General features: G+C 38.6%; 21 protein-coding genes and 1 pseudogene. 10 read left to right on the top strand and 12 right to left on the bottom strand.

The window, feature by feature from the left end:
* Nucleotides 1–37: 37 nt before the first annotated feature.
* The gene (locus IEX12_RS14140; protein ID WP_088049921.1) at nt 38–1,039 is read right to left on the bottom strand and encodes a glycosyltransferase family 4 protein; all 1,002 of its coding nucleotides are present in this window, start codon (nt 1,037–1,039) and stop codon (nt 38–40) included.
* A 151-nt stretch (nt 1,040–1,190) separates the two neighbouring features.
* On the opposite strand from IEX12_RS14140, the gene IEX12_RS14135 reads away from it, so the two are divergent.
* Together IEX12_RS14135 and IEX12_RS14130 are read left to right on the top strand one after the other, a co-directional pair.
* Complete coding sequence (locus IEX12_RS14135) at nt 1,191–1,946, top strand: SDR family NAD(P)-dependent oxidoreductase (RefSeq protein WP_155555431.1); 756 nt, start codon at nt 1,191–1,193, stop codon at nt 1,944–1,946.
* A gap of 29 nt (nt 1,947–1,975) precedes the next feature.
* Nucleotides 1,976–2,956: a dTDP-glucose 4,6-dehydratase gene (locus IEX12_RS14130; RefSeq protein ID WP_088049923.1), complete on the top strand. Its 981-nt coding sequence runs from the start codon at nt 1,976–1,978 to the stop codon at nt 2,954–2,956.
* A gap of 75 nt (nt 2,957–3,031) precedes the next feature.
* Here IEX12_RS14130 and IEX12_RS14125 read toward each other — a convergent pair whose 3' ends face one another.
* The 5 genes from IEX12_RS14125 to IEX12_RS14105 form a co-directional block, all read right to left on the bottom strand.
* Nucleotides 3,032–4,054, bottom strand: a complete 1,023-nt coding sequence (locus tag IEX12_RS14125) for a D-glucuronyl C5-epimerase family protein (RefSeq protein WP_088049924.1) — start codon at nt 4,052–4,054, stop codon at nt 3,032–3,034.
* Nucleotides 4,055–4,090: 36 nt separating this feature from the next.
* Nucleotides 4,091–5,095 carry a glycosyltransferase family 4 protein gene (locus IEX12_RS14120; RefSeq protein ID WP_088049925.1) on the bottom strand — a complete coding sequence of 335 codons (1,005 nt, stop codon included), beginning with the start codon at nt 5,093–5,095 and terminating at the stop codon, nt 4,091–4,093.
* Nucleotides 5,096–5,131: 36 nt separating this feature from the next.
* Entirely contained in the window at nt 5,132–6,334 is a 1,203-nt protein-coding gene (locus tag IEX12_RS14115) for a glycosyltransferase (RefSeq protein ID WP_088050970.1), read from the bottom strand.
* A gap of 62 nt (nt 6,335–6,396) precedes the next feature.
* Complete coding sequence (locus IEX12_RS14110; RefSeq protein ID WP_230856210.1) at nt 6,397–7,077, bottom strand: acyltransferase; 681 nt, start codon at nt 7,075–7,077, stop codon at nt 6,397–6,399.
* A gap of 16 nt (nt 7,078–7,093) precedes the next feature.
* A complete protein-coding gene (locus tag IEX12_RS14105) occupies nt 7,094–8,017 on the bottom strand; it encodes a glycosyltransferase family protein (RefSeq protein WP_088049926.1) in 924 nt (307 codons plus the stop codon).
* Between the two features lie 144 nt (nt 8,018–8,161).
* On the opposite strand from IEX12_RS14105, the gene IEX12_RS14100 reads away from it, so the two are divergent.
* Nucleotides 8,162–9,103: a Gfo/Idh/MocA family protein gene (locus IEX12_RS14100; RefSeq protein ID WP_088049927.1), complete on the top strand. Its 942-nt coding sequence runs from the start codon at nt 8,162–8,164 to the stop codon at nt 9,101–9,103.
* A 218-nt stretch (nt 9,104–9,321) separates the two neighbouring features.
* Here IEX12_RS14100 and IEX12_RS14095 read toward each other — a convergent pair whose 3' ends face one another.
* Together IEX12_RS14095 and IEX12_RS14090 are read right to left on the bottom strand one after the other, a co-directional pair.
* Nucleotides 9,322–9,531, bottom strand: a complete 210-nt coding sequence (locus IEX12_RS14095; protein WP_188725401.1) for a hypothetical protein — start codon at nt 9,529–9,531, stop codon at nt 9,322–9,324.
* 12 nt (nt 9,532–9,543) lie between these two features.
* On the bottom strand, nt 9,544–9,924 hold the full coding sequence (locus IEX12_RS14090; protein ID WP_188725400.1) for a DUF2642 domain-containing protein: 381 nt from the start codon (nt 9,922–9,924) through the stop codon (nt 9,544–9,546).
* Between the two features lie 306 nt (nt 9,925–10,230).
* Between IEX12_RS14090 and IEX12_RS14085 the strand changes: the two genes are divergently transcribed.
* From IEX12_RS14085 to IEX12_RS14075, 3 genes are all read left to right on the top strand, one after another.
* Complete coding sequence (locus tag IEX12_RS14085; RefSeq protein WP_188725399.1) at nt 10,231–10,449, top strand: hypothetical protein; 219 nt, start codon at nt 10,231–10,233, stop codon at nt 10,447–10,449.
* Between the two features lie 466 nt (nt 10,450–10,915).
* Nucleotides 10,916–11,305 (top strand): spore coat protein, encoded by a 390-nt coding sequence (locus tag IEX12_RS14080; RefSeq protein WP_230856209.1) that lies wholly within the window; start codon nt 10,916–10,918, stop codon nt 11,303–11,305.
* A 338-nt stretch (nt 11,306–11,643) separates the two neighbouring features.
* Nucleotides 11,644–12,795, top strand: coding sequence for a thiolase family protein (locus IEX12_RS14075; RefSeq protein ID WP_155555594.1), 1,152 nt, complete (start codon nt 11,644–11,646; stop codon nt 12,793–12,795).
* A 166-nt stretch (nt 12,796–12,961) separates the two neighbouring features.
* Here IEX12_RS14075 and IEX12_RS14070 read toward each other — a convergent pair.
* Nucleotides 12,962–13,935 (bottom strand): annotated as a pseudogene (locus IEX12_RS14070) (multicopper oxidase family protein); the annotation flags it as partial.
* A 383-nt stretch (nt 13,936–14,318) separates the two neighbouring features.
* Nucleotides 14,319–15,011: a hypothetical protein gene (locus IEX12_RS14065; protein ID WP_155555595.1), complete on the bottom strand. Its 693-nt coding sequence runs from the start codon at nt 15,009–15,011 to the stop codon at nt 14,319–14,321.
* A gap of 202 nt (nt 15,012–15,213) precedes the next feature.
* Between IEX12_RS14065 and IEX12_RS14060 the strand changes: the two genes are divergently transcribed.
* The 3 genes from IEX12_RS14060 (at nt 15,214) to dacB (ending at nt 19,790) form a co-directional block, all read left to right on the top strand.
* Entirely contained in the window at nt 15,214–15,960 is a 747-nt protein-coding gene (locus IEX12_RS14060; protein WP_230856243.1) for a gluconate 2-dehydrogenase subunit 3 family protein, read from the top strand.
* 255 nt (nt 15,961–16,215) lie between these two features.
* Entirely contained in the window at nt 16,216–17,931 is a 1,716-nt protein-coding gene (locus IEX12_RS14055; RefSeq protein ID WP_155555597.1) for a GMC family oxidoreductase, read from the top strand.
* 335 nt (nt 17,932–18,266) lie between these two features.
* Entirely contained in the window at nt 18,267–19,790 is a 1,524-nt protein-coding gene (gene dacB / locus IEX12_RS14050; protein ID WP_188725398.1) for a D-alanyl-D-alanine carboxypeptidase/D-alanyl-D-alanine endopeptidase, read from the top strand.
* A gap of 109 nt (nt 19,791–19,899) precedes the next feature.
* Here dacB and IEX12_RS14045 read toward each other — a convergent pair whose 3' ends face one another.
* Entirely contained in the window at nt 19,900–20,202 is a 303-nt protein-coding gene (locus tag IEX12_RS14045) for a hypothetical protein (protein ID WP_188725397.1), read from the bottom strand.
* A 541-nt stretch (nt 20,203–20,743) separates the two neighbouring features.
* Nucleotides 20,744–20,911 carry a hypothetical protein gene (locus IEX12_RS14040; protein ID WP_155555599.1) on the bottom strand — a complete coding sequence of 56 codons (168 nt, stop codon included), beginning with the start codon at nt 20,909–20,911 and terminating at the stop codon, nt 20,744–20,746.
* A 67-nt stretch (nt 20,912–20,978) separates the two neighbouring features.
* On the opposite strand from IEX12_RS14040, the gene IEX12_RS14035 reads away from it, so the two are divergent.
* On the top strand, nt 20,979–23,114 hold the full coding sequence (locus IEX12_RS14035) for a type IA DNA topoisomerase (protein ID WP_155555600.1): 2,136 nt from the start codon (nt 20,979–20,981) through the stop codon (nt 23,112–23,114).
* Nucleotides 23,115–23,278 lie beyond the last annotated feature (164 nt).

Genomic DNA, 23,278 nt, shown 5'->3' with positions numbered 1-23,278 from the left:
AAAAACTCACCTCCTTTCTGCTAAATCATTTATGGGCTTATAATTTTTTATAAACCTCGATATACTGATTAATTACCTTCTGTGCACTATGATGTTGTTTGGCATAAGCTCTTCCTTTAACACCCAAACTCTTCCATTGGTTAGGGGTATTGATCAAATTGCCCAAAACAGTGGTAATGGTATCCGGGTTTGCGTTAACAATTGGAATTTTTGCGGGATATTTATCTATTAGATCTTCCCTTATATAGCATATTACCGGTTTTCCCAATGCCATCGCCTCTGTACTGAGATAACCGTAGGAACCAATTCTTAGCTGATCAATAACGATATCAGCCTTTGCTAAAAGTTTCATTGTTTCCTGATGATCCATGCCTTCAATTAATTTAAATTCAAGGGAAACTCCGGAATTTTTCAATTGTTTCACAGCTTCCAAAATAAATTCTGTTCCTTTTAAATCACGTTTTGTGGGAGCGTGAACAATAAGAGGTGTTGCCTTACCTTTTGGATAATTTGGTTGTAGTTCATTGTGATCAATGATATGTGGAATCACATGGATATACTTATATGAATCTGAGATATATCTCTCTAACTCATGATCCTGGACAATTGCATGATCAATATATTTGGACAAAACAGCTAAGCTATTATTTATTTTTCCTTCTGTCCACCCAGGTTTTACCCGAACATAGGGGTTGTTTTTTTTGGCTACCGAAAGAAGCCGAATGTCTGAACCGTGATGATGGACAACCATTTTCTTGCCAGCTTGTTTCAAAATTTCCAAGTCCTTTTTATCGGGGAAAAATGTTTCTCCAAAATGAAAGTGAAAGATGTCATACGTTTGTATCGATTCTTGTAAAAACTGTTTTATTTTGGTATACCTTTCCGTTTCTGGAAGTAAATTGAGTTTCAAACATATATCAGGTTTGAATTTAAAAGGATGTTCATTAAAATGACAAGATGTAGACTGCACTCCCATTGATCGTAATGCCTTTGACAATTCAATCATAGGAGAACCATAAGAAATATGAAGTACTCTCAAATGTACCTGTCCTTTCTTTTGATTATAAAGGTGAAACACTGTACAGATAAAACTTATTTTCTCTTCACCACATAGTATTAACGTATTAACAACTTTATTGAATTATTCATACAGATATAAATAGATATGTCCATTTTAGGAGGAGACAAAGGTGGATTTAAATCTTAAAGGGAAAAAGGTGTTAATTACTGGAGGATCAAGAGGGATTGGAAAGGGGATCGCTAAGGCTTTTCTTGACGAGGGGGCAAAGGTCGGAATTGTAGCTAGAAATAACAAAGAACTTTTACTAGCTAAGCAAGAATTAGGAGTAGAAATCTACCAAAAAGACCTTTCAAAATATGAAAATAGAGAGCAGCTAATAAAGGAATTTATTAATGAGTTTAATGGCATTGACATTCTTGTTAATAATATGGGGGCTAGCCATGGCAGTACGGTTCTTAATACACCCCCACATATATTTGAGGAAGCGATGGAACTAAATTTTATTGCTGGGGTTCATTTATGCCAATTGTCAAGTAAACACATGATAGGTAATGGGGGAGGGGTTATTATAAATATTTCCTCAATTTATGGAAAAGAATCCGGAGGTTTACCTTCATATAACGCTTCAAAAGCTGCTTTAATCAGTTTTACAAAAGCATTTAGTTCGGAGGCAATAAAAAATAATGTTCGGGTAGTTGGAATTTCTCCGGGTGCCATTTACCATCCAAATGAGGAATGGCAACGGAGGTTAGCACTTGATTCCAACTTTCTTGATAAATACGCCCACGATAAAATACCAGCAGAAAGACTTGGAAAAACAGAAGAGATTGGAAATGTTGCAGTATTCTTAGCTTCCGATAAGGCTTCATGGGTAGTCGGAACAACGGTAACTGTAGATGGCGGGCAATCTCGATTAAACTTTTAGATAAAATAGTAGAAAGGAATGGACAAAGATTGAAGCGACAATCAATTGAGAATAGCACTGTATTAGTCGTTGGTGGCGCCGGTTTTATTAGTAGTCATTTGGTAGATAATCTAATAACAGAGGGGGCAAAAAGAGTAATAATTATTGATAATCTTTTTATTGGAAAAAAGGAAAACTTAAACCACGCCTTAAATAAAGGAGCAATTTTTCATGTGGATGATGCCGAGAATCAAGAAGTGCTTGACTACATCATGGAAAAATATGATATTGACATTGTATTTAACTGTGCTACCAAACCATTAAATTATTCTTTTATTAATCCTTCCAATGCTTTTTTGACAAACGTAATTGTCATGAAAAACTTATTGGAGCTGCAGAGAAAGAATGCCTTTCAAACATTATGTCATTTTTCTTCTTCAGAGGCATATGGTTCAGCCCAATATCAACCTATGGATGAAGGACATCCGCTTGTTCCTTTGACCACATATGCAGCAGGGAAGGCTTCGGCCGATTTGATGTTGCAATCTTATGTAAGAATGTTCGATTTAGATGCCTTTATTGTTCGTCCTTTTAATAACTATGGACCGAGGCAAAACTTTGAAGGAGAGCTGGCTGGGGTAATCCCGACTACAATTAAAAAGATTCTTGAAGGTGATGCTCCGGAGATTCATGGAGACGGCAGGCAAACAAGAGACTTTATTTATGTTGAAGATACAGCTAATATCGTGTTAAAGGTCTTTCCTATTATTCCTCCCGGTGAATGTGTAAACATTACAACAGACCAGCAAACCACGATTAAGACGGTTGTGGAAACCATAATTGATGTTATGAATTATCAAGGAACTGTTCTTAAAAGGTCCGCCCGAACGGCCGATGTTCAAAGCCATCGAGGTTCGGTAAAAAAACTGCAAGATATGGTTGGTAAGGTTCAAAAAACTTCCTTTAAAGATGGCATAGTGAATACTGTAAATTGGTTAAAAGAAGTAAAGGGAATACCCATTGATCATTAAATTTGTTCAGACACAAAAAGAATTTATCACAATGAAAATGAGGTGACTAAGTCTCACCTCATTTTACATATGACCTTATTTTACTTCTCCTTGCAAATACCCTTTCCATCTTAGTAATGTTGCATTGATTTTCGCGTCTTTCTCGATTGAATTTAATGCAGATAGCTGATGAATATGCATAATATGATATCCCCACTTTGCAACATTTGGAAATCCTCCATCCGTTGTATAATGGGTTAAGTCATATGCTGACCGATTCCCTAAATCATACAAAGGAAGCATTCTTTTTAGTGAAGTGATTCCCTCTTTATATAACCATTTTGCTTCCTTATCGCCTGTTGTTTTATACAAATCATATAAGCCAATCAAGGCAAACATGAAACCGTTTAAAATATAACTTGGAGGATCTGTTGGACATTCCTCATAGAATAGAAATTTATTTTCAAATTTGGCTTGCACACCATTGTTAGTTGATGGCGTTTTAAAAAGGGTCTTAGCTTTTAATGCACAAATACTATATTTATTATCTTCTGTTAGAAAAGTTGCTCGAGATAAAACCGACATTGCCATACCTAAACCGATGGCTGAATACCATGGGGCTTTTAGTTTATTTAGTCTGCTGGAAAAAAAGTTATGATCAAATATATATGCCCAACCGCCTCTGGAATCTTGGTGATTTACAAACCAATTAGCCACTTTTAAGAATTTGTTTTTACTATCCTGGTCATTATTTTTTAAATATAGGCTATAATGTTGTAAACCATATTGAGCGATAGTAGATGGATTATAATGTGTACCATGGGAATAAACTGTTTTCGGTATTCCTTCAGAAGTGAATTTTACATTCCAGCTTTCAACCCTGTTTTTATCATAACTCAAGTAATTTCCGTTATGATTATAGGATTCAATATCTGATACCTTTGAGTTGGTCACGTTTAATTTTAACATTTTCTCTTTTTCATTCCATAATTTTACGATATTGAATCCCTTTTCTATTAATGAGAGCGGTATAAATAATTCATCCTCAATCTTTTTCCCTACAGCTTCAAACCGATCATGTATTACTACTTTAAAATTATTGATTGATTTTGATTCCAAAATAGTTCACCTCACCTTATATTGAAAAACAGTTCCTTATAATTTTTTGTAAACCTCAATATACTGATTAATTACCTTCTGTGCACTATGATGTTGTTTAGCATAAGCTCTTCCTTTAACACCCAAACTCTTCCATTGATTAGGGGTATTGATCAAATTCCCCAAAACAGTGGTAATGCTATCCGGGTTTGCGTTAACAATTGGAAGTTTTGCAGGATATTTATCTATTAGATCTTCCCTTATATAGCATATTACCGGTTTTCCCAATGCCATCGCCTCTGTACTGAGATAACCATAGGAACCAATTCTTAGCTGATCAATAACGATATCAGCCTTTGCTAAAAGTTTTATTGTTTCCTGATGATCCATGCCTTCAATTAATTTAAATTCAAGGGAAACTCCGGAATTTTTCAATTGTTTCACAGCTTCCAAAATAAATTCTGTTCCTTTTAAATCACGTTTTGTAGGAGCGTGAACAATAAGAGGTGTTGCCTTACCTTTTGGATAATTTGGTTGAAGCTCATTATGATCAATGATATGTGGAATAACGTGCGTTTCCTTATAATAATCATTAATATAGGTTTCTAATTCATAATCCTGCACAATAGCATGGTCAATATATTTGGATAGTTGTGCTAAGTTTTCTTTGATTTTTTCCTCTGTCCATTCTGGTTTAACACGGACGAATTGATTTTGGCTTTTTGCTGCCGATAATAGACGCACATCGGAACCGCGGTGATGGACAACCATTTTCTTACCCGCTCGTTTCAATATTTTTAAATCCCTTTTATCAGGGAAAAAGGTCCCGCCAAAATGAAAATGAAAGATATCATATTCCTTTATAACTTTTTTAAAATACTGGTTAATTTTTTTTTCCCGTAAATGTTCTGGTATGTCTTGCAAGTTTAGACAAACATCTGATTGGAAGTTAAAATGATTTGCGTAAAAGTGACACGCGGTAGCAGTAACACCTGTTGATCTTAATGCCCGACATAAATTAATCATTGGTAATCCGCCTTCAGGAATATGCAATACGCGCACCTTTTCCCCCCTTTCCTTCATGACAAGTTACGGTTGTCAGTTCCCCAGATGTTGATAAATTTGAAATAATCGATCCTCCATCTTTTCCCACGAATATAGACGCTCCATTACTTTGCGAGCATTTTGACTCATTTGTGTTAATTTGCTTTTATTATTATGAAGAAAAATTAAAGCGTCTGCGAAATCCTGAGCTGTAGCCTGCGTTTTGTCGACAACAAACCCACATTGATGCTTACGGATAAAGTCTTCCATTTCATGACATTTATTTACTAAGACGGGTATCCCGTTATTTAGATAGCTAAAAAATTTGTTTGGCAATGAGTAGTCTCGATTAAGGGATTGATTAACATCATCTATATCAATCCAGCCAACATCAGCATCTTTCATATGCTTGGGAATAGAATGATAATCAACCCATCCGGTTAACTGGATGACATTTTGAAGGTGTTTCGGTATTAAAAAGGAATCACCAAATCGAGTTCCTCCAATAATTTTGAATTGGAAATCGATTGCTTTTGAGCATATTTCAGAAATGCCTATAACCTTATCTTTGTTTCCTCTTTTAGCATCAACGTTCCCTACATAACAAGTAATGAATTCGGCGTTATCGAACTTTTTAGGTGCATAGTCTTTGGTAAGTGGGGGGGAATTATAGATTACTTCCACAGGCACGTTCGGTTTATGAGCTATATACCATGATTTAATTGAATCAGAAACAGTAATGATATAATCTACTTCTTCAAGCATGTAAAGAAGTTTTTGTTCCAAAATCTTTCTTTTTTCCTCGGAATAGCGAGGGTCTAAAGGGTCAGGTGTCAACTCATGGCTATCATAAATTAACTTTACATGTTTTCCTTTTCTTTTCTTTATCAATCGTTTTATACCAATTCCTGCAAAGAGGGAAAGGTATTCGTGGGTATGATAGATATCTGCGTCTTCTTGGATAGCGAGTTTGGTTAAGGGATTGTTAAACCCCTGTTTTTCCCAAACGTCTTCGGTGTTTAGGACTTTATTTAAGTGGTTCCTGCAACTCTCCGAATCATAAGTGACAATCTTAATTCCCTCATGGGTGAAAACTTTATTTCTGAAGCTTTTTGTAAATGGGGTACCATCAATATCGAATAAATGTCCATTTTTTCTCGGAACTATCATTGTCACATTATATCCCTTTTTTTGTAAGCTTTTTGCTTCCTTCTTAAAAATCCTTGCGTCCAGAAATGGATGATAAGCAACAACCATGCAAACCTTTTTTGACACAATTATTCATCCTTTCTCTAGTAAGATGTTTGCTCCCACTATTCTTACGAAGGTATCTTCCTTGCGGGAACACCGGCTGCTACAATACCATCTTCCATATTCCTGGTAACAACAGCTCCTGCCCCAATAACAGTGTTCACACCAATTGTAATGCCGGGTAACAGGGATGCGTTATTGCCAATCTTGGCTCCCGTTTTAATGTACGGTCCTTTTAAGGAATACGGTTTTGCCCCCATATATTTATCATTAGACATGGAGACGCAAGGACCAATGAAAACGCGATCCTCTAGTGTTGTATCACCAGTTATATAAGCATTTGTTTGAACGGTACAGGATTTACCAATGGTCGTATTTAATTCCACAATGGCAGCTCTTCCGATCACTGATTCTGCACCGATGCTAACGTTCTCCCTAATACCAGCATGATCGCCAATAAAAACATTTTCACCAATAGAGGTGCCGGAATAGATAGATACCAAATGGCCAATACGAGTACCACATTGTATAACAAGCCCATTGTTAGCTTTAAAAGTCTTTCGCATTCGCTCATTAACGCTAGGTTCGATGCCTAGCACACAGTTACAGCCAATGGTAACGTTATCACCAATTTCTGTCCCCCTTAAAATGGTAGTATGATGTCCGATCACAACATTTTCACCAATCATCACATCTTGTTCAATAGCCACATGGTTTCCTAGCTTGACGCTTTTTGGAATAGTAGACAACTGAAAACCTCCTTTATTATTTTTGAATGACGCTTTCGATTTTTTTAATAAGCTGGTCTGATCGTTGTTTAACGGAATGCCTTTTCCGGATAAACCGGTAACCCTGTTCCGCTATAGTTTGTCGTTCGGTTTCATTAGCCAAATAGTAGGCTGCTTTATCCATAAAATTATTTTCATCAATTGGTATGAAATGATAGTCAGGGACAAAGCCAAGATCCTCTAATTCTTTGAAGGTTGGAGCTAACAGTAAGGTTTTGCAAGCAAGCACTTCAAAATATTTTATGACAGGATATTGGAATACGGATGGACAGGTGAATACAATTTTCGCCTGGTTTATTTCTCTTGCATATCTTTCACCAATAAAATGTTGGTTTTTTTCATCTTTATTAAAGTTCCGATATCCAGGATGCTTGTGATAAATAAAATCTGGATTCCCTTTATATGTCTTGATGATTTTTTGCCGTAATGGGTAATGATCGCTAACTGCTCCCATCATCAACAGGTTGATATTCTTATCTATGCCGTAATCACGGAATATTTCTGTTTGAACAAAATGTGGAAACCATTCCATTTTATCAACAAATTCGGGATAAGTTTGGATAAATTTATCGCGTATGACTGTAAATAAATGGTTAATATTATTTTTGGTGATGAAATTTCTCCGCAAATTGATGAAGCGGTGTACATCATTTATGAATAACCCAGTGGGGATACCGGAATGGGACAGGCCCTTAATCATCGGGGACATTTGTTGGTCTATGTCATTTAATAATAAGATAAAGTCCGGTTTGGTGGGGAGCTGCTTCAAAATAAAATCAATATGGCCAGATTTTCGCCATATCATTACGTTTGCTCTTTCCTTTAGCTCTTGTTCCAGATCATAATAAATTCTATGTATGAACTGTGAAGTGTCTTCTGTAACAAACAACACATTTAACATTTTCCCGCCTCCTTTTTTCCAAGAATCTAGTATTTTGGTCATCGTACAAGCGCCAAATTTATTTTTTCGTTATGAACGTCTACCTCACCGAAAAGCTAGTGCATAGGATATTTATGAGCAGTACAAAGAGTGAGGAGATATTTTATGAAAGTAGGCGTAATTGGAACAGGTAATATGGGAGAAAATCATGTACGAACATACTTATCGTTACATGATCATTGCCAGCTTGTTGGTATATACGATAGTGATGAAAAAAAAGGACAGCAAATTGCCAAGAAATATAAGGTGAAACAATTTCAATCCATGCCTGATCTGCTACAGTCAGTTGATGCCGTCAGTATTGCTGTACCAACTGAATTTCATTATGATATCGGTCTAACTTGTATCAGGCACAAGGTACACATGTTGATGGAAAAGCCAATTACGAGTACAGCCGTTCAGGCTGAAGATTTACACCATAAAGCTGCAGCAGCAGGTATAAAACTTCAGATAGGACACATCGAACTTTTTAACCCATTCATTCGATATCTGATCAAGGAACTGAAGAAAGAGTCTATTATTGGTATTGATTTTCTAAGAATGAATCCGTATGATGAGAGGATTAAAAATGTTGATGTGGTAAAGGATTTAATGATTCATGATCTATATATTTTACCTGAATTGCTTGATGATGAAATCGTAGAATTTTATGCGCTTGGCAATATTATGGAAAATACACCAAAACACGCAGCAGTCATTTCCAGATCATCACAAGGGGTTACAGCCCAGCTGACGGCCAGTTTTAAGGCGAAAAGAAAAATCAGAACCATGCAAATTTTGACTGAAGATGCTTTTATTGAAGCCGATATCCTTAACAATAAAATAAGGCGAACCTACCCTATGATTGAGCATACAAGCCATGCTCCAATAACTGTAACCGAAAATATTCAAATTGATAGTTCCATCCAGCCATTAGAAATTCAGTTGTTGGATTTTCTGAATTGTATTATGTCCGATACAGAGCCTTCCGTTACCGGGAAAGACGGAGCGAAAGTATTAATGATTACCAATGAAATAAGCAAGACAATCCGAAATGGGAAACAGTGATCGTTTTATAACCGTTATCTAGTTCAGAGTACATTCATTCATGTACTCTTTTTTTGTTTTTTATTGTAATGATTGTATGCCATGTTTTATGCATTTATTCGTGAGCTTTTAAGATAAGTGGGGGCAGAAGTATTAAGGGGATGGATGATCTATTGATATGAAACATAAAAAACCGGAAAATGAGGTATTGAATCCTATTTTCCGGTGCTTGCTGTTTGTTAGGCTGCTACAGGAAAGCGAATAAAGTTTATCGCATCCAGTGAGATATATAATCTGGTACTGTCATAACCGCTGTTAACGTCAATAACGAGAACCAATTCAGCGGTTACTGTTGAAAGAATTCCTTCCACCAAATTGTTATCAGTAGCGACCTCCACACTTGAACCGACTCTGGTTGCTAGTTCCGCTGCAAACGTATCTTCAAACATCCGTATCCCTCCTTACATTTGACTGACAAATTCAATTTTATCGATGCGAACCAATACTTGATCACCGGTACCACTTTCAATTAAAACAATATAGTCGTTTCTTACTGCGATTAGTAGACCGGAAACCATACCAAAAGGCGTTGTCACTTGTACCTGTTCATTTAATGCATTGCATAATACTTCTCGAATTGTCGTAGGTGTGGTTGGTGGACAGGTATCTGAACCGCTACCTGAACCGTCACCTGAACCGCCTCCTATTCCAACATTGAAATCTACGTCTAAGCCTGGTAAACCAACTGAAAAATCAGTATTTAACCCGCTGTTAGCTGCGATATTTTGTGACAATTGGTTAAGAAACCTTACAAGATCCGCCTGGCGATTTGTTAGTGCCAATTGTACTCATCCTTTCTGTAATATAATCTTTTCTCTATTTACTATATTCTCATCTAAACCTTCTGTAAGGGCGTTTAAGTCTAAAGATAGATAATTCCACCAATATCCTAGAATCTCAGATAGTTAACTAGGTTGAGGTTTGCAAGTAAGGAAACGGCCCTTGTCCTAGTTGAAAGCACATTTTTAATAGATTAACGGATATTGCACTAAACAGGTGCACAAAATGTATGGAAATAGACTATTAGTCCTAACACAGACACTTCTTATGAATATACTATATAAAAATAAGTGCTGGAGGTGGATTTTTTGAGTAATAATAATGGGTTTGAAAACTTTTCAACTCAAATTATCGATATGCTTGTGGATACAACATTAAAAAAGCACGGTGCAAAATTAGATGCAGAAAAACTCGATTCCCAAGATAAAGAAAGAATTAGAAATTTAGTGGAAAGCTTGAAACAGAGTGTGGATGATTTAACACGGGTTCGGAAGGAGGAAGGGAATCAGGAAAAAGAAAAAGGTTAATTATTCTGTACAATTGAGTAGTCTATATCATTTTCCGTCACTTTCCACATCGGTGAAGCACATTCAGTTATATGTCTATTAAAATAGTTGTAATACCCCGGGCAGTCAAGTGTCCGGGGTATTATATGCCTATCATTATTGGGATAGTTTATCGTTTTCAACTATTTCATTAGAAAATGAGAAAATAGGTTACTATGATAAGACAATCACCCTTACTAATTAAAACGTTATACATAACATAAAGTAAACGGCAAGAAGGAGGAGAGATTTAATGCACAACCAAAGAAACTTTTTACTAGAAAGGGAAAGGTCTAAGAGTCATTGTCGCAAGGTAGATCTATGTGACAATCAGTGTCATCATTGTGAATCGCACTGCAAAGAGGATTCATGCCATAAGCAAGATCCGTGTGACAAAAAGGATCCATGCCACAAGTGGAGTGCACTAGACCCAACAATGGATCATCCTATGCATTTTGATAATGATAGTACTATTAATCAGGAAGCGAGCGGACAATTGAAAAATGTTCAACAGTCTAGTGAATGCATTGTGATAAAAGATTCATGCGATGTAGATGTTCAATCAACAGATACCCAGGCTGCTGTTAATATTCAAGTTGCCCTGCAAGCTGCGATTGCTTTAGTTATCAGCATTTCAATTGCTGATACCAATGCTGGAGATGAGATCACACAAGATCTTTTTGCAAAATTAAAGTCAAGCCAAGTAAACAAACAGCAGCTTTATATTGAAAATTCACGTGGTGTAAATGTAACGACAACTGACACTGATATCGCCGTTAATGCCCAAATCCTGTTACAAGTTTTAATTGCATTAGTTGTTAGACTAGACGTACTTTAGTTTTTACAGTGGTGTAACAAGAGGCAGATTTCCGCAAAAAACCCAATTACTCCTTTTAAAATAGACGAGAAACATAGAAAACTCCTATTGTGAAGGCAGAAGATAAGTTGCCGGTATAGGAGTTTTTCTTTTATTCTTCTTACAGTGCTTCCGACAGATGCTAATAGGGAACTAATGCTATGGTGACGCTGTAGCCAAAGACCGGTCGACATATTTATTTAATTATTATAAAATTATTATTGTAAGCGGTTAACTAATAAATTATCATATTTGTAAGTACCTATACATTCCGGAAAAGCTGGATTAAATTCAGGATTTATGATGAAAGGAAGTTAGCTATGCATGAAGCAGTAATTGTTGAAGCGGTTAGGACGCCTGTAGGAAAACGAAACGGAATTCTAAGTGGTATCAGAGCAGAGGAACTGGCCGCGAAGCCATTGGAGGAGGTCGTGAAAAGAGCTGGTATTAGTCCGTCATTGGTGGAGGATGTGATCTTTGGCTGCGTTTCCCAGGTGGGAGAGCAAGCATTTGATATCGCCAGGCAAGCTGCATTAATTGCGAATTATCCAATTGAGGTTCCCGGAACGACGATTGATCGACAATGTGGCTCAAGTCAACAAGCTGTCCATTTTGCTGCGCAAGCGATCATCAGTGGGGATATGGATGTTGTCGTCGCTGGCGGAATCGAAAGCATGTCGCGGGTACCAATGGGGTCAAATGCGCAGGGGGTTAAATTAAGTGAGTCGTTAACAACCAAGTATGAAATCATTAACCAGGGCTTATCTGCAGACCGTATTGCAACGAAATGGGGGTTCAGTCGGGAGCAAATGGATGAATTTTCCCTGGAAAGCCACAGAAAGGCAATTGCTGCACGTCAGGATGGGCGTTTCGCAAAAGAAATATTGCCACTGGAAATACTCCTTCCAGATAGCACAAAAACGGTCGTGAAGGATGATGAAGGGCCAAGAGCTGACACGACATTGGAGAAGCTTGAGACATTAAAACCTGCGTTTAAAGAAGACGGAAGCATAACAGCGGGAAATTCCAGTCAAATTAGTGACGGTGCTGTGGCGATTCTCCTGATGTCACGTGAAAAAGCGGAGAAACTTGGACTTAGGCCAAGATTTCGTGTAATCGCCCGTTCTGTGATTGGATCCGATCCGACATTGATGCTGACGGGGCCGATCCCAGCGACGGAAAAGGTGCTAAAAAAGGCAGGACTCTCGATTAACGACATCGATATCTTTGAAGTAAATGAGGCGTTCGCTTCGGTACCGCTCGCTTGGTTGGACGAAACCGGTGCTGATCCGGAAAAACTGAATCCAAATGGGGGAGCAATAGCACTAGGTCATCCGCTCGGAGCAAGCGGTGGGCGGTTAATGGTAACGATGATGCATGAACTGGAACGGACGGGGGGACGTTACGGATTGCAGACCATGTGCGAAGGCCATGGTATGGCTAATGCAACGATAATTGAGCGGTTGGAGTAAGCAGCTTCTTGATCAAATGCACAATTTTTGGATCAAGCGAGAAAAAGTACTTATTGGGCTGCGTTCAATATAAATGGGGATATATTGCCGAACATTAAGCAAATCTAAATTATTCATTATGAATAGCGTCTAAATCTATACCATTTTCACGGATTCAGACGCTTTTCTAATCTTTTTCAGGGTCAATTACCGTGAACGGTCGCATCGTATCATAATCTTCATGTTCCAGTATATGACAATGCCAGACGTAATCCCCAGTATACGGGGCAAAGTGAGCAATTACCCGAGTGATTTGGGCAGAAGGTGCCGCTAATGTGTCTTTCCATCCCCGTTCGTTTGGTTCTGGTGGTATTGCCGGTCCTGTGAATTTGATCAGTCCACTTTCGTTATAGAAATCAAGATCGAATGGACGACGATCCAGTATCTGAAACTGAATCAAATGGATATGAATTGGGTGTGTGAAACCAGTGATATTCATGAGCGACCAGATTTCGGTCGTTCCTAAACGAGGTTTTTCTGTAATTGGATCTTTCCATTTTTATTGTCGAGTAAAAGTAATGGTCTTCCTAGTTCATCGGTCGATCCAACAAGCTTTAAATTACGGATCGCATTAATGTTATTTTGTTTTAGTGATGGAATATGTGTTAAATTGCGTGGAATGATGCTCGTATCTTTTTTGGAAAGCGGTACGGTTACCTTAAATTGCAGTACATCATCCGTTTTGTCATTTGGATCAGCATTTGGTCCCAAGTCATTTTTTAAATTAATTGTCTTACCATCATAGTTTGAAAAATCAATAATCAAATCTACGCGTTCTGCGGGTTCAATCGTAATTTTTTTCATTTTGGCTGTTTTTTGCAGGAGCCCCCCATCTGAGCCTATTTGAAAAAACAGCTGCTCCGAATCAAGGTATAATTGATATGCTCTCGTGTTTGATGCATTTAAAATGCGAAATCGATATTTACGTGGTTCGACTTCCAAATATGGCCAGACCTTCCCGTTTACTAGAATGGTGTCGCCGGTAAAGAACGGGGTAATCGATGGGTTTGGCAACTTATCGGAAGGATTGGCAGGTTGCCGCGGATAAAAGAGCGAGCCATCCTCATTGAACGATCGATCTTGGATAACCAGCGGAATCTTAGTGAGCCGATACATGTTAAATGGATTAACAATAGTAGATGAGTGCCCAATCTCGTTTGGATAGCAAGAAAAGAGTCTTTCATCTAGGCAATGAACGCCCCAATCTCGTTTGGATAGCAAGAAAAGAGTCTTTCATCCAGGCAATGAGCGCCGAATTTCGTTTGGATAGCAAGAAAAGGGTCTTTCATCTAGTAGATGAGCGCCCAATCTCGTTTGGATAGTAAGAAAAGGGTTTTTCATCCATGCAATGAGAGACTTACTATATAAAGCCGGATACACCAGTAAAAAAATGGCATGTAAGCCTTTATGATTTCACATGCCATTTATTAGGTGTTTTTGCACCCTTAAAGATAACCCATTATATTTGAACTAGGGGATGTTCATTACTCTGCCATTTGCAAAAGTTGTAATACTTCCTTGGAGGCATCTTGATAAGAGGAAGCCATAATATTATCTTTAATGCTTTCGATCAGATCCACTGCCTCTGGATTGGTAACGGTCAATATTTTGACATTGCCATTAAACATGTCGTTTACCTCATTTTTGGCCTGCTTCAAATTATCAAGGCTTTCACCTTTTTCGTCTTTTACTCCCTCAGGTTCGCCTCTTCCGGACATTCCTTCATTGCCGCTTAATAAATCATTTTGCATATTATCGTATTTATGGCTAGTTGTTTCCTTTTTATTTCTTGCCAACACAACAGAGTCATCAATAACAAATACTTTTACACCTGTAATTCCTTGACCCTCCAAAATCGATTCAAAATAAGAAGAAACGCCCCCTTCATGGATTCCGGAACTACCGATTGAGCCATAAATATTATTTCCCATACCAGAATATGTAGTCCCGTCTTTATTAGTTGTGCTTGTTTTATCCCCTATCTCACTTGGGATAACGTCAGGATTATCTAACCCCTCCTGGTTGTTGTTATGGGAATGGTCGGAAACATTTGTTGTGTTCTCTTCATCCTGTCGATTTGCATTTGCTGCTCCTTGATCTTGATTGTTACAGGCAGAAACAATGATTGCAATACTAAGCAATAACGCCATTGTTATTCCCTTGCTGATTCTTGTCATTATTCTTTCCCTCCATCATTTTATGATCTTTTTTATTTTACCCAGTTTAGTTTTTGGCATGAGTGGATAATTATGTTTTTTTATGCATGAATGGCTAATTTTGGTGACATAATAAAATGAAACTTCATTCATTGGGGGGTCTTACTGCCCGTTAATTCAGGATAAAATGACTAAAAATACTTTTCGTAAGGAGGTCTATGGATTGGCAGACGAAAATCAGAGTAAACACGGAGAAGATGTATCACGTCGAAAATTTTTAAAAAATTCCGGGATAGCCGTTGGCGGTCTTGCTGTTGGTGGAGTAATTGGCAGCATGATTCCGTGGGACGTTGGCGATAAAGAAGAACAAAAGGCTACTAAAAACGTAAAAAACAAAAGCTATAATCAAGCACTCATGTATCTCAGCCAGGCTGAATTTAAAACAACGGAAGCCGCGACAGAACGTATTTTTCCAAAGGATGAACATGGTCCTGGAGCAGGCGATTTAGGTGTAGCCTATTATATTGACCATCAGCTAGCCGGATCTTATGGGTTTAATGCAAGGGACTACATGGAACCTCCATTCTTCCACGGCGAAAAAGTTCAAGGGTATCAGGGCAGGTTAAAACGCCGGGAAATTTTCAGGGTTGGCTTACGGGAAATGCAAAACTATAGCCATCAGAAACATAAAAAGGGGTTTACAGAGATTACAGAGGACCAACAAGATAACATTCTAAAAGACTTTCAGGAAGATAAGGTTAAATTAAGCACAATATCACCAAGCGGTTTTTTTAATTTGCTTCGAAGTATGACATTGGAAGGTTTGTATAGTGATCCTCTTTATGGCGGTAATATTGATATGGAAGGATGGAGGATGAGAAATTATCCGGGAGATCAGATGGGCTACACGGACATTATTGAAGGAGATTTCAAGAAAATGGAGCCAAGTAGTTTACGTGATCATATGTAAAAAACAAAGGCGGAAGCGCCCGTTTAGCGACGTATGGACTCTCGCCCTGCCAAGCAGGGTGGTTCGGTGTGGCGATTGTCGTCGCGGTTTTAACCGAACTTCCCCTGTAATCGATGTTGACTTATCATACGGAGGCGGGTGTTGTCCACTAGTCGCTGGGCGCTGGAGCCGGACGAGGCCTACCCTGACGTGTAGAATATGTGCTTGATTTATATTTTCTTATCGTAGCATAAATGAAATGAGGAGGATGAAAGAATGGCGAAAAAATTGCCGAAAACGGATGTCGTGATTGTTGGAGTCGGCTGGGGTGGAGGTATTATAGCATCAGAACTGACAAAGAAAGGCCTTAACGTCGTAGGGCTGGAAAAAGGGGAAGAAAGACATACGGAAGATTATTACATGGTCCACGATGAATTGCGATATGCGATTCGCTATGAATTAATGCAGGATTTGTCAAAGGATACGCTTACCTTTCGCAGAAATGAAAAAATACGGGCATTACCAATGCGGCAATATGGATCATTTCTCTTAGGAGAAGGGCTTGGAGGTGCAGGCGTTCATTGGAATGGGATGACATTTCGTTTCTTGCCTTATGATTTCGAAATACGCAGCAGAACGATTGAAAAATATGGTAAGAATAAAGTTCCGGCCGATATGACCATTCAGGATTGGGGGATTACGTATGATGAGCTGGAGCCGTACTACGATCAATTTGAGAAAATGGCTGGTATATCAGGAGAAGAGAATCCACTGGGCGGAAAACGCTCCGATAAATACCCGACAGGTCCAATGAAACAGTCCCCGCAATTGAAAATGTTTAAGAAAGCAACGGAAAATTTGAAGTATCACCCATATATGATACCGTCCGCCAATTTATCGGAAAACTATACAAATCCGGATGGCATAGCAAGAGCGGCATGCCAGTATTGTGCATTTTGTGAGCGGTTTGGTTGTGAATATGGGGCGAAAGCTGATCCTGTTGTCACCGTCATTCCAGTTGCCAATAAGACGGGGAAATTTGATTTACGTACACATTCATGGGTGCGCAGGGTTTTACATAAGGATGGTAAAGCTACCGGTGTCCTTTATACGGACCTTACTACTGGAGAAGAAATTGAGCAGCCTGCAGATGTAGTCGTTTTGACAAGTTATGTCTTCAATAATGTAAAGACTTTATTAAACTCCAAAATTGGACGCCCGTATGACCCTGCAACCGGAACTGGCGTTATCGGTAAAAACTATGCCTATCAAGTTGTAAAAGGTGCAGCTTCTGGTTACTTCAAAGATAAACAGTTCAATAATTTTGCTGGGGCAGGGGCACTTGGTATGGTTATCGATGACTTTAACGGCGACAATTTTGACCATACTGATCTTGATTTTATTCATGGTGGTTATCTTTCTCTAACTCAAACAGGGAAAAGACCAATAGCGAATAATCCCATTCCAAAAGGTTCGCCAACATGGGGCAAGGAATTTAAAGAAAAATCGCTAAATTATATAAATCGAACATTATCAATTGGTGTACAAGGAGCCAGTATGCCGTATAAACACCATTATCTAGACCTTGACCCCGTCTACAAGGATACATTTGGCGATCCACTTGTTCGTATGACCTTTGATTTTGAAGATCAGGATCGAAGCCTTGCGAAATTCACAGCCCAAAAGTGTAGTGAAATCCTTAAGGAGATGGGTGCAGATAAGATTGATGCAATGGAAGAATTAGGTCCATATGATATAACAGTTTATCAGTCCACTCATAATACAGGTGGGGTTATTATGGGTGCGGATCCGGAAACTTCAGCCGTTAATAATTATTCGCAAATGTGGGATATGGATAACTTGTTTGTTGTTGGTGCAACGGCGTTTCCGCACAATGGCGGCTACAATCCAACCGGAACTGTTGGTGCTTTAGCGTATCGGGCTGCTGAAGGAATCATGAAATACCATAAAAATGGCGGTATGCTTGCTTAACTACTGTATTCTCCTGAAGAAGGTAGGAAAATGCTTACAAACGTCGGTTATAATATAAATCCTGCGTGTCGGTCGGAATGTATGTTTTTTGTATGTTTTTTTCAGGTTAATCATTAGTTTTGATGTTTTTGACCCGAAAAAATCCGTGAAATTGTTCAGCATTTGGAACAACACAACGGACAACGAATTCATGAATGAACGACGAAGATAATTCAGTTAAACCGCAAACAAAGTCACCCTTAAGGGTGACTTTGTTTCTCGTAAATGAAGGAATCTGACATCTCTATGTGGAATTACTGATTAGGAAGGAAAAGCTGCTCAGAAAGGGTGCTAAAATGCGCTATTTAAAAATCGGGTTATGCAGTTTCATGATACTTTTACTCATCCTTGTTGCAGCTTCTGTACCTTCTGACAATGATAGGAAATCAGTTCTTGAGGGGGAGGAGGCAAGCGTTATGAAAACAGAACCGGTTAAAACAATTAAACTAAAGCACGAATTGGATAAATTTATCCAAAATGAGCTTCTTTTACAGGGGGCTTTAATTGGAATAAGTATTCGTTCATCTGTAACTGGTGAAATAGTATACGAACATATGGGTGATACACGTTTAAGACCTGCTTCCAACATGAAATTACTGACTGCAGCATCCGCACTTTCGGTTTTAGGTGAAGATTATAGATTTACGACGGAGATTTTGACGGAGGGATCCGTAAAAGGGAGTAAGCTAAAGGGAAGCCTATATCTGAAAGGAAAAGGTGATCCGACATTATTACCAAGCGATTTTGATGCGTTTGCTCAGAAACTGCGGGAAAGTGGCATCAAAACAATTGATGGAGATCTTGTTGGTGATGATACATGGTATGATGATGTACGGCTATCACCTGATTTAATTTGGAGTGATGAACATTATTATTATGGGGCACAAATTTCCGCATTAACCGTTTCGCCGAATGAGGATTATGATGCTGGGACCGTTATTATCGAGGCTAGCCCGGGTAGTTCCCCTGGGGAGGAAGTAAACTATACCGTGACACCTGAAACAGATTACATACGCATTGTGAATAATGCAAAAACCGTAGCGGCTGGTGAGGAAGAGGATATTACGATTGAGCGCAAGCACGGAACGAATGTTTTTACAATAGAAGGGGAAATTCCGGTTGAATCGTCAACTATAAAAGAGTGGATGGCGGTGTGGGAGCCCACTGGTTATACCTTGGATCTTTTTCGACAGTCATTGGATAAAAATGATATTTACTTATCTGGAAAAATACAGGCGGGTGATACACCGGACAAGGCGGAGAAACTTATTTCTCATCAATCGATGCCATTGTCAGAGATGCTCATTCCTTTTATGAAATTAAGTAACAATACTCATGCGGAAGTTTTCGTAAAAGAAATGGGCAAAGTTGTTCACGATGAAGGTAGCTGGGAAAAAGGTTTAGAAGTGGTAGAGACGGCACTTGAGGAAATTGGAATGGATATAGACACATTGCTGATTCGTGATGGTTCGGGAATATCACACATTGATTTAGTACCGCCTAATCAGATCACCAGATTACTATACAATATACAGGAAGAAGACTGGTTTCCCTCGTATCTGCAGGCATTGCCGGTTTCCGGAGAAGAAGGCCGGATGGTTGGCGGGACATTGCGGAATCGGCTAGAGGATATGAAGGGAAAGGTACAAGCAAAAACGGGGACCATTCATGGCGTTAGTACGTTGTCCGGCTATGTCAAAACAGCTGTTGGAGAAATGCTGATCTTTTCCATTATGCTTAATAACCTATTGGATGAAGAGGAAGGACCTGATATCGAGGATCGGATTGTTAAACTAATTACAGAAGGATATGAGCAGTAGTAATTTGGAATGTATGAATAGTAGTGAAATCCGTGCAAAATCGGCAAAAAAATGGAGAAGCATTTAAAAAAGGAATCCCATTTTGAGATTCCTTTTTGTAATTTCACCCTTACTGAAAGCTATTGTTTTGCTGGTTGCTTTGTGCTTGTTGGGACTGCTGCGCCTGTTGCATTTGCTGGTACGCTTGCTGTAATTGCTGCTGTGCCTGCTGCAACTGGGTGTTTTGTTGTCCGCTTGCACCAGCCTGGGCTTGAGCATTTTGCAACCCTTGCTGAGCCTGCTGCAGTTGCTGTTGTGCTTGTTGGACAGCTTGCGGATTCGCGCTTGTTTGCGCCTGCTGAACCGCTTGCTGAGCCTGTTGTGCTTGCTGCAATGCCTGTTGTAATTGTTGCTGTGAATTTTGTTGAGCCATAGAATATAACCTCCCGCGATTTTTGAGCATAACGCTCATTAATTAGGTTCCGCTATTCGTATCTTGTTATGTATACAATTTTTATTTTTTGAACAGCCTCTTCTAAGAGCAAATAAAAGGACAGCGTTTTCCAAACCCAAACAAACGAACCAGCAGCAATATCGGTATCATACACCATAAAGAAGATAGCAGTTGCATAGATGCTCCAGTAACTCGGAGCGGATGGGGGCATCGTCGTTTCCAATAAATCAGTAACTTTGATTTAACAAGTGGACCAAGTTGCGATTATCCGTGCTATCTGTTTTTCACCCCTTAGCGTTTATCTGGGTAAATAAATTGACTCACTTTTTGTTCAATTTGCAAAGCTGCAATATATGTTTTTTTACTTTCGGTCTTACAATAATTGAACAAGAAAAAACCATCCAGAGTAGAATGGTTTTAAAACTAATGTTCGTAAATTCTAAATGATATGCTATAGTTATTGTATGGGATAAAAATCGATTTTCACTAGTTAACAGCATCCTCCATGGACAGGAGTGAGCTATTTTTCACTTGGGTCATACTCGTCATACGTCAGTTTCGTAACCTTTGTTGATTGGCCGCTTTCGATTTCGGATTTTGTGGCATCTTTTCCGAATGAATCATCTGGATCAATTCCAGGTGCGAGCACATCATCATATGCGTCAGGTTTCTTTCTTTTTTTGTCCACCGTATATCCCTCCAGTCCATCTTATTCTTTGCCAAACCCACATAAATTATGAAAATAGGTGATAGGAATGCGATTAATTTTAGCCGAAAAGCCATCTGTTGCGAAAAATATTGCGGATGCATTAAATAGTACACATAAACGAGATGGATATTTTGAAGGAAATAACTATATTATCACATGGGCGTTTGGTCATCTTGTTCAGCTATACGATGCTAAAGATTACGACAGTAAAATGTCTCGTTGGAAGCTGGATAATTTTCCGTTTATCCCGGAAAACTTTAAATATAAAGTAAAAAGTGATCCCAGAAATAGACAGCAGGCAGACAAGGGAGCGGCAAAGCAATTAAAAACCATTCATAATTTAATGAAGCGACATGATGTTGACATGATTATTTCTGCTTGTGACTATGACAGAGAAGGACAGTTGATTGGGGATAGTATTATTTATCGGGCAAAGCCTAATAAGCCTGTCTATCGTTTATTACTGAACGAATGGACACGGGATGAGGTAATTAGGGGGATGGAAACGATGAAACCAAATGATTCCATGCGATCATTGCAGGATGCCGGTGTTTCCAGACAATGGGCTGATTGGGTGATCGGTATTAATTTAACTTCTGTTGCTACTTTGAAATATCAACAAGGAAAGGGGAAAGCACTCAATATCGGCCGGGTGTTATTACCAACACTGAAAATTATTTATGATCGCGATAAGGAAATTGAAACTTTCGTGCCGGAGGATTATTTTAAATTAACGGCAATTTTTCACACAAAAGACAATGAGGAATATGAAGGTACATATGTGGAAGAAAATGAGGATAAATTTAAGAACAAGGAAAAACTAGAAAATATCCGGCAGCAGATGCAAGGTAAGCAAGGCACCATATTAAACAAACAAGTCGAAAAGAAAAAGGAGTTGGCCCCTTCTTTATTTAACCTTTCCAATTTACAAGGGTACGTAACGAACAAATTTAAAGGCTGGACTTCAGATAAAGTATTAAAAATCGCTCAGCGTTTATACGAGAAGAAATACATCACCTATCCACGGACATCCAGCGTTGCATTAGAAGAAACCCTTGTTGGAAAAACGGCCAAGGTATTAAAGGTAATGGCGGAGGATTTGCCATATAAAGATGAAATCATATTCCGGAAATCGAGGCGAGTATTTAACAATGCCAAAGTAGAAAGCCACAGTGCAATCATACCTACATATGAAAAACCGAAACGTCTGTCCAGCGATGAACAAATTGTTTATACAGCAATTAAAAATCGTTTCATTATGCAGTTTATGCCGATTGCGGAATATGAAGAGACAAAACTTGCGACTAAAATCGACACGGTTAATGGACAATTTTCATCAAAGGGCAGAGTACAGCTTGTAGAGGGGTGGAAAAAGGTTGAAAATATCCAATCAAAGGATAATCTTTTACCAAGTGTGCAAATAAACGATATTGTAAGTTTGCTAGATTCAAAGGTTACTTCTCATGTTACAAAGCCACCGAAACAACATACCGAAAAAACATTATTGCGGGTAATGGAGACATGTGGAAAGAATTATAAAGAAGAGGAAATGGACCAGATTTTAACAGGGTTTAGCATTGGTACCCCTGCAACAAGGGCAGAGACGATTAAAAAGTTAAAGGATATCGGGTATATCACCAGCAAAGGGAAAAATCTCTCGTGTACAGGTCTTGGCGGAAGGCTTGTTGAAACCTTTCCGGTAAAAGAATTGTTTGATCTGGAGTTTACTGGCAGGCTTGAAAAAACGTTGGCCGATATTCAGAAAGGCAAGGTGAAGAGACAAGATTTTCTAAATGTCATTTTTACGTTTACCAACGAATCGGTTGCAACTATTAAAGCAGGGCAGGATGCAGTTATTAATGAATTATCATCCACACCAAAACCAATCGAAGTGCTCGGTTCTTGTCCAAATTGTGGCGGTAAAGTAATGGAAGGAAAGAAAGGTTTCGGCTGCAGTAATTGGAAAAATGGCTGCAAGTTTGTGATCTGGAAAAATGATAAATACTTGCAGACGATGAAAAAACGAGTTACCAAAACAATGGTGAAGCAGTTATTAAAAAATAAACGAGTGCATGTAAAAGGATTAACAAGCAAAAAAGGGAAAAAGTTTAACGCTTATTTGCAATATGAGAAAAATCCGGATAATGCGTATTATAGCTGGAAGATGGACTTTGGGAAATGATAACGATTTACACATGAATAGAGATCGTTTCATGGTAAACGACCTCTATTCATGGTTACAAAAAAACTAAAAATGCTGAGAAATCATTAAATGCTCCCGAACACAAGTTCAAAAGTTGTGTTAAAACTGCTGATAAACGCTGCAATCCAGCTGATAAAAAGTTA

The sequence above is a fragment of the Lentibacillus populi genome (assembly GCA_014642895.1).
GTDB lineage: Bacteria > Bacillota > Bacilli > Bacillales > Amphibacillaceae > Lentibacillus_C > Lentibacillus_C populi.
The sequence above is the reverse complement of the archived record's forward strand: the minus strand, read 5'-3'. Positions and strand labels throughout refer to the sequence as shown.

Bases quoted from the DNA above. Each gene is read 5' to 3' on its own strand.
- IEX12_RS14115 (WP_088050970.1), bottom strand. From the start codon at position 6,334: ATGGTTGTTGCTTATCATCCATTTCTGGACGCAAGGATTTTTAAGAAG.
- IEX12_RS14105 (WP_088049926.1), bottom strand. From the start codon at position 8,017: ATGTTAAATGTGTTGTTTGTTACAGAAGACACTTCACAGTTCATACAT.
- IEX12_RS14100 (WP_088049927.1), top strand. From the start codon at position 8,162: ATGAAAGTAGGCGTAATTGGAACAGGTAATATGGGAGAAAATCATGTA.
- IEX12_RS14095 (WP_188725401.1), bottom strand. From the start codon at position 9,531: ATGTTTGAAGATACGTTTGCAGCGGAACTAGCAACCAGAGTCGGTTCA.
- IEX12_RS14080 (WP_230856209.1), top strand. From the start codon at position 10,916: ATGCATTTTGATAATGATAGTACTATTAATCAGGAAGCGAGCGGACAA.
- IEX12_RS14075 (WP_155555594.1), top strand. From the start codon at position 11,644: ATGCATGAAGCAGTAATTGTTGAAGCGGTTAGGACGCCTGTAGGAAAA.
- IEX12_RS14065 (WP_155555595.1), bottom strand. From the start codon at position 15,011: ATGACAAGAATCAGCAAGGGAATAACAATGGCGTTATTGCTTAGTATT.
- IEX12_RS14055 (WP_155555597.1), top strand. From the start codon at position 16,216: ATGGCGAAAAAATTGCCGAAAACGGATGTCGTGATTGTTGGAGTCGGC.
- dacB (WP_188725398.1), top strand. From the start codon at position 18,267: ATGCGCTATTTAAAAATCGGGTTATGCAGTTTCATGATACTTTTACTC.
- IEX12_RS14045 (WP_188725397.1), bottom strand. From the start codon at position 20,202: ATGGCTCAACAAAATTCACAGCAACAATTACAACAGGCATTGCAGCAA.
- IEX12_RS14035 (WP_155555600.1), top strand. From the start codon at position 20,979: ATGCGATTAATTTTAGCCGAAAAGCCATCTGTTGCGAAAAATATTGCG.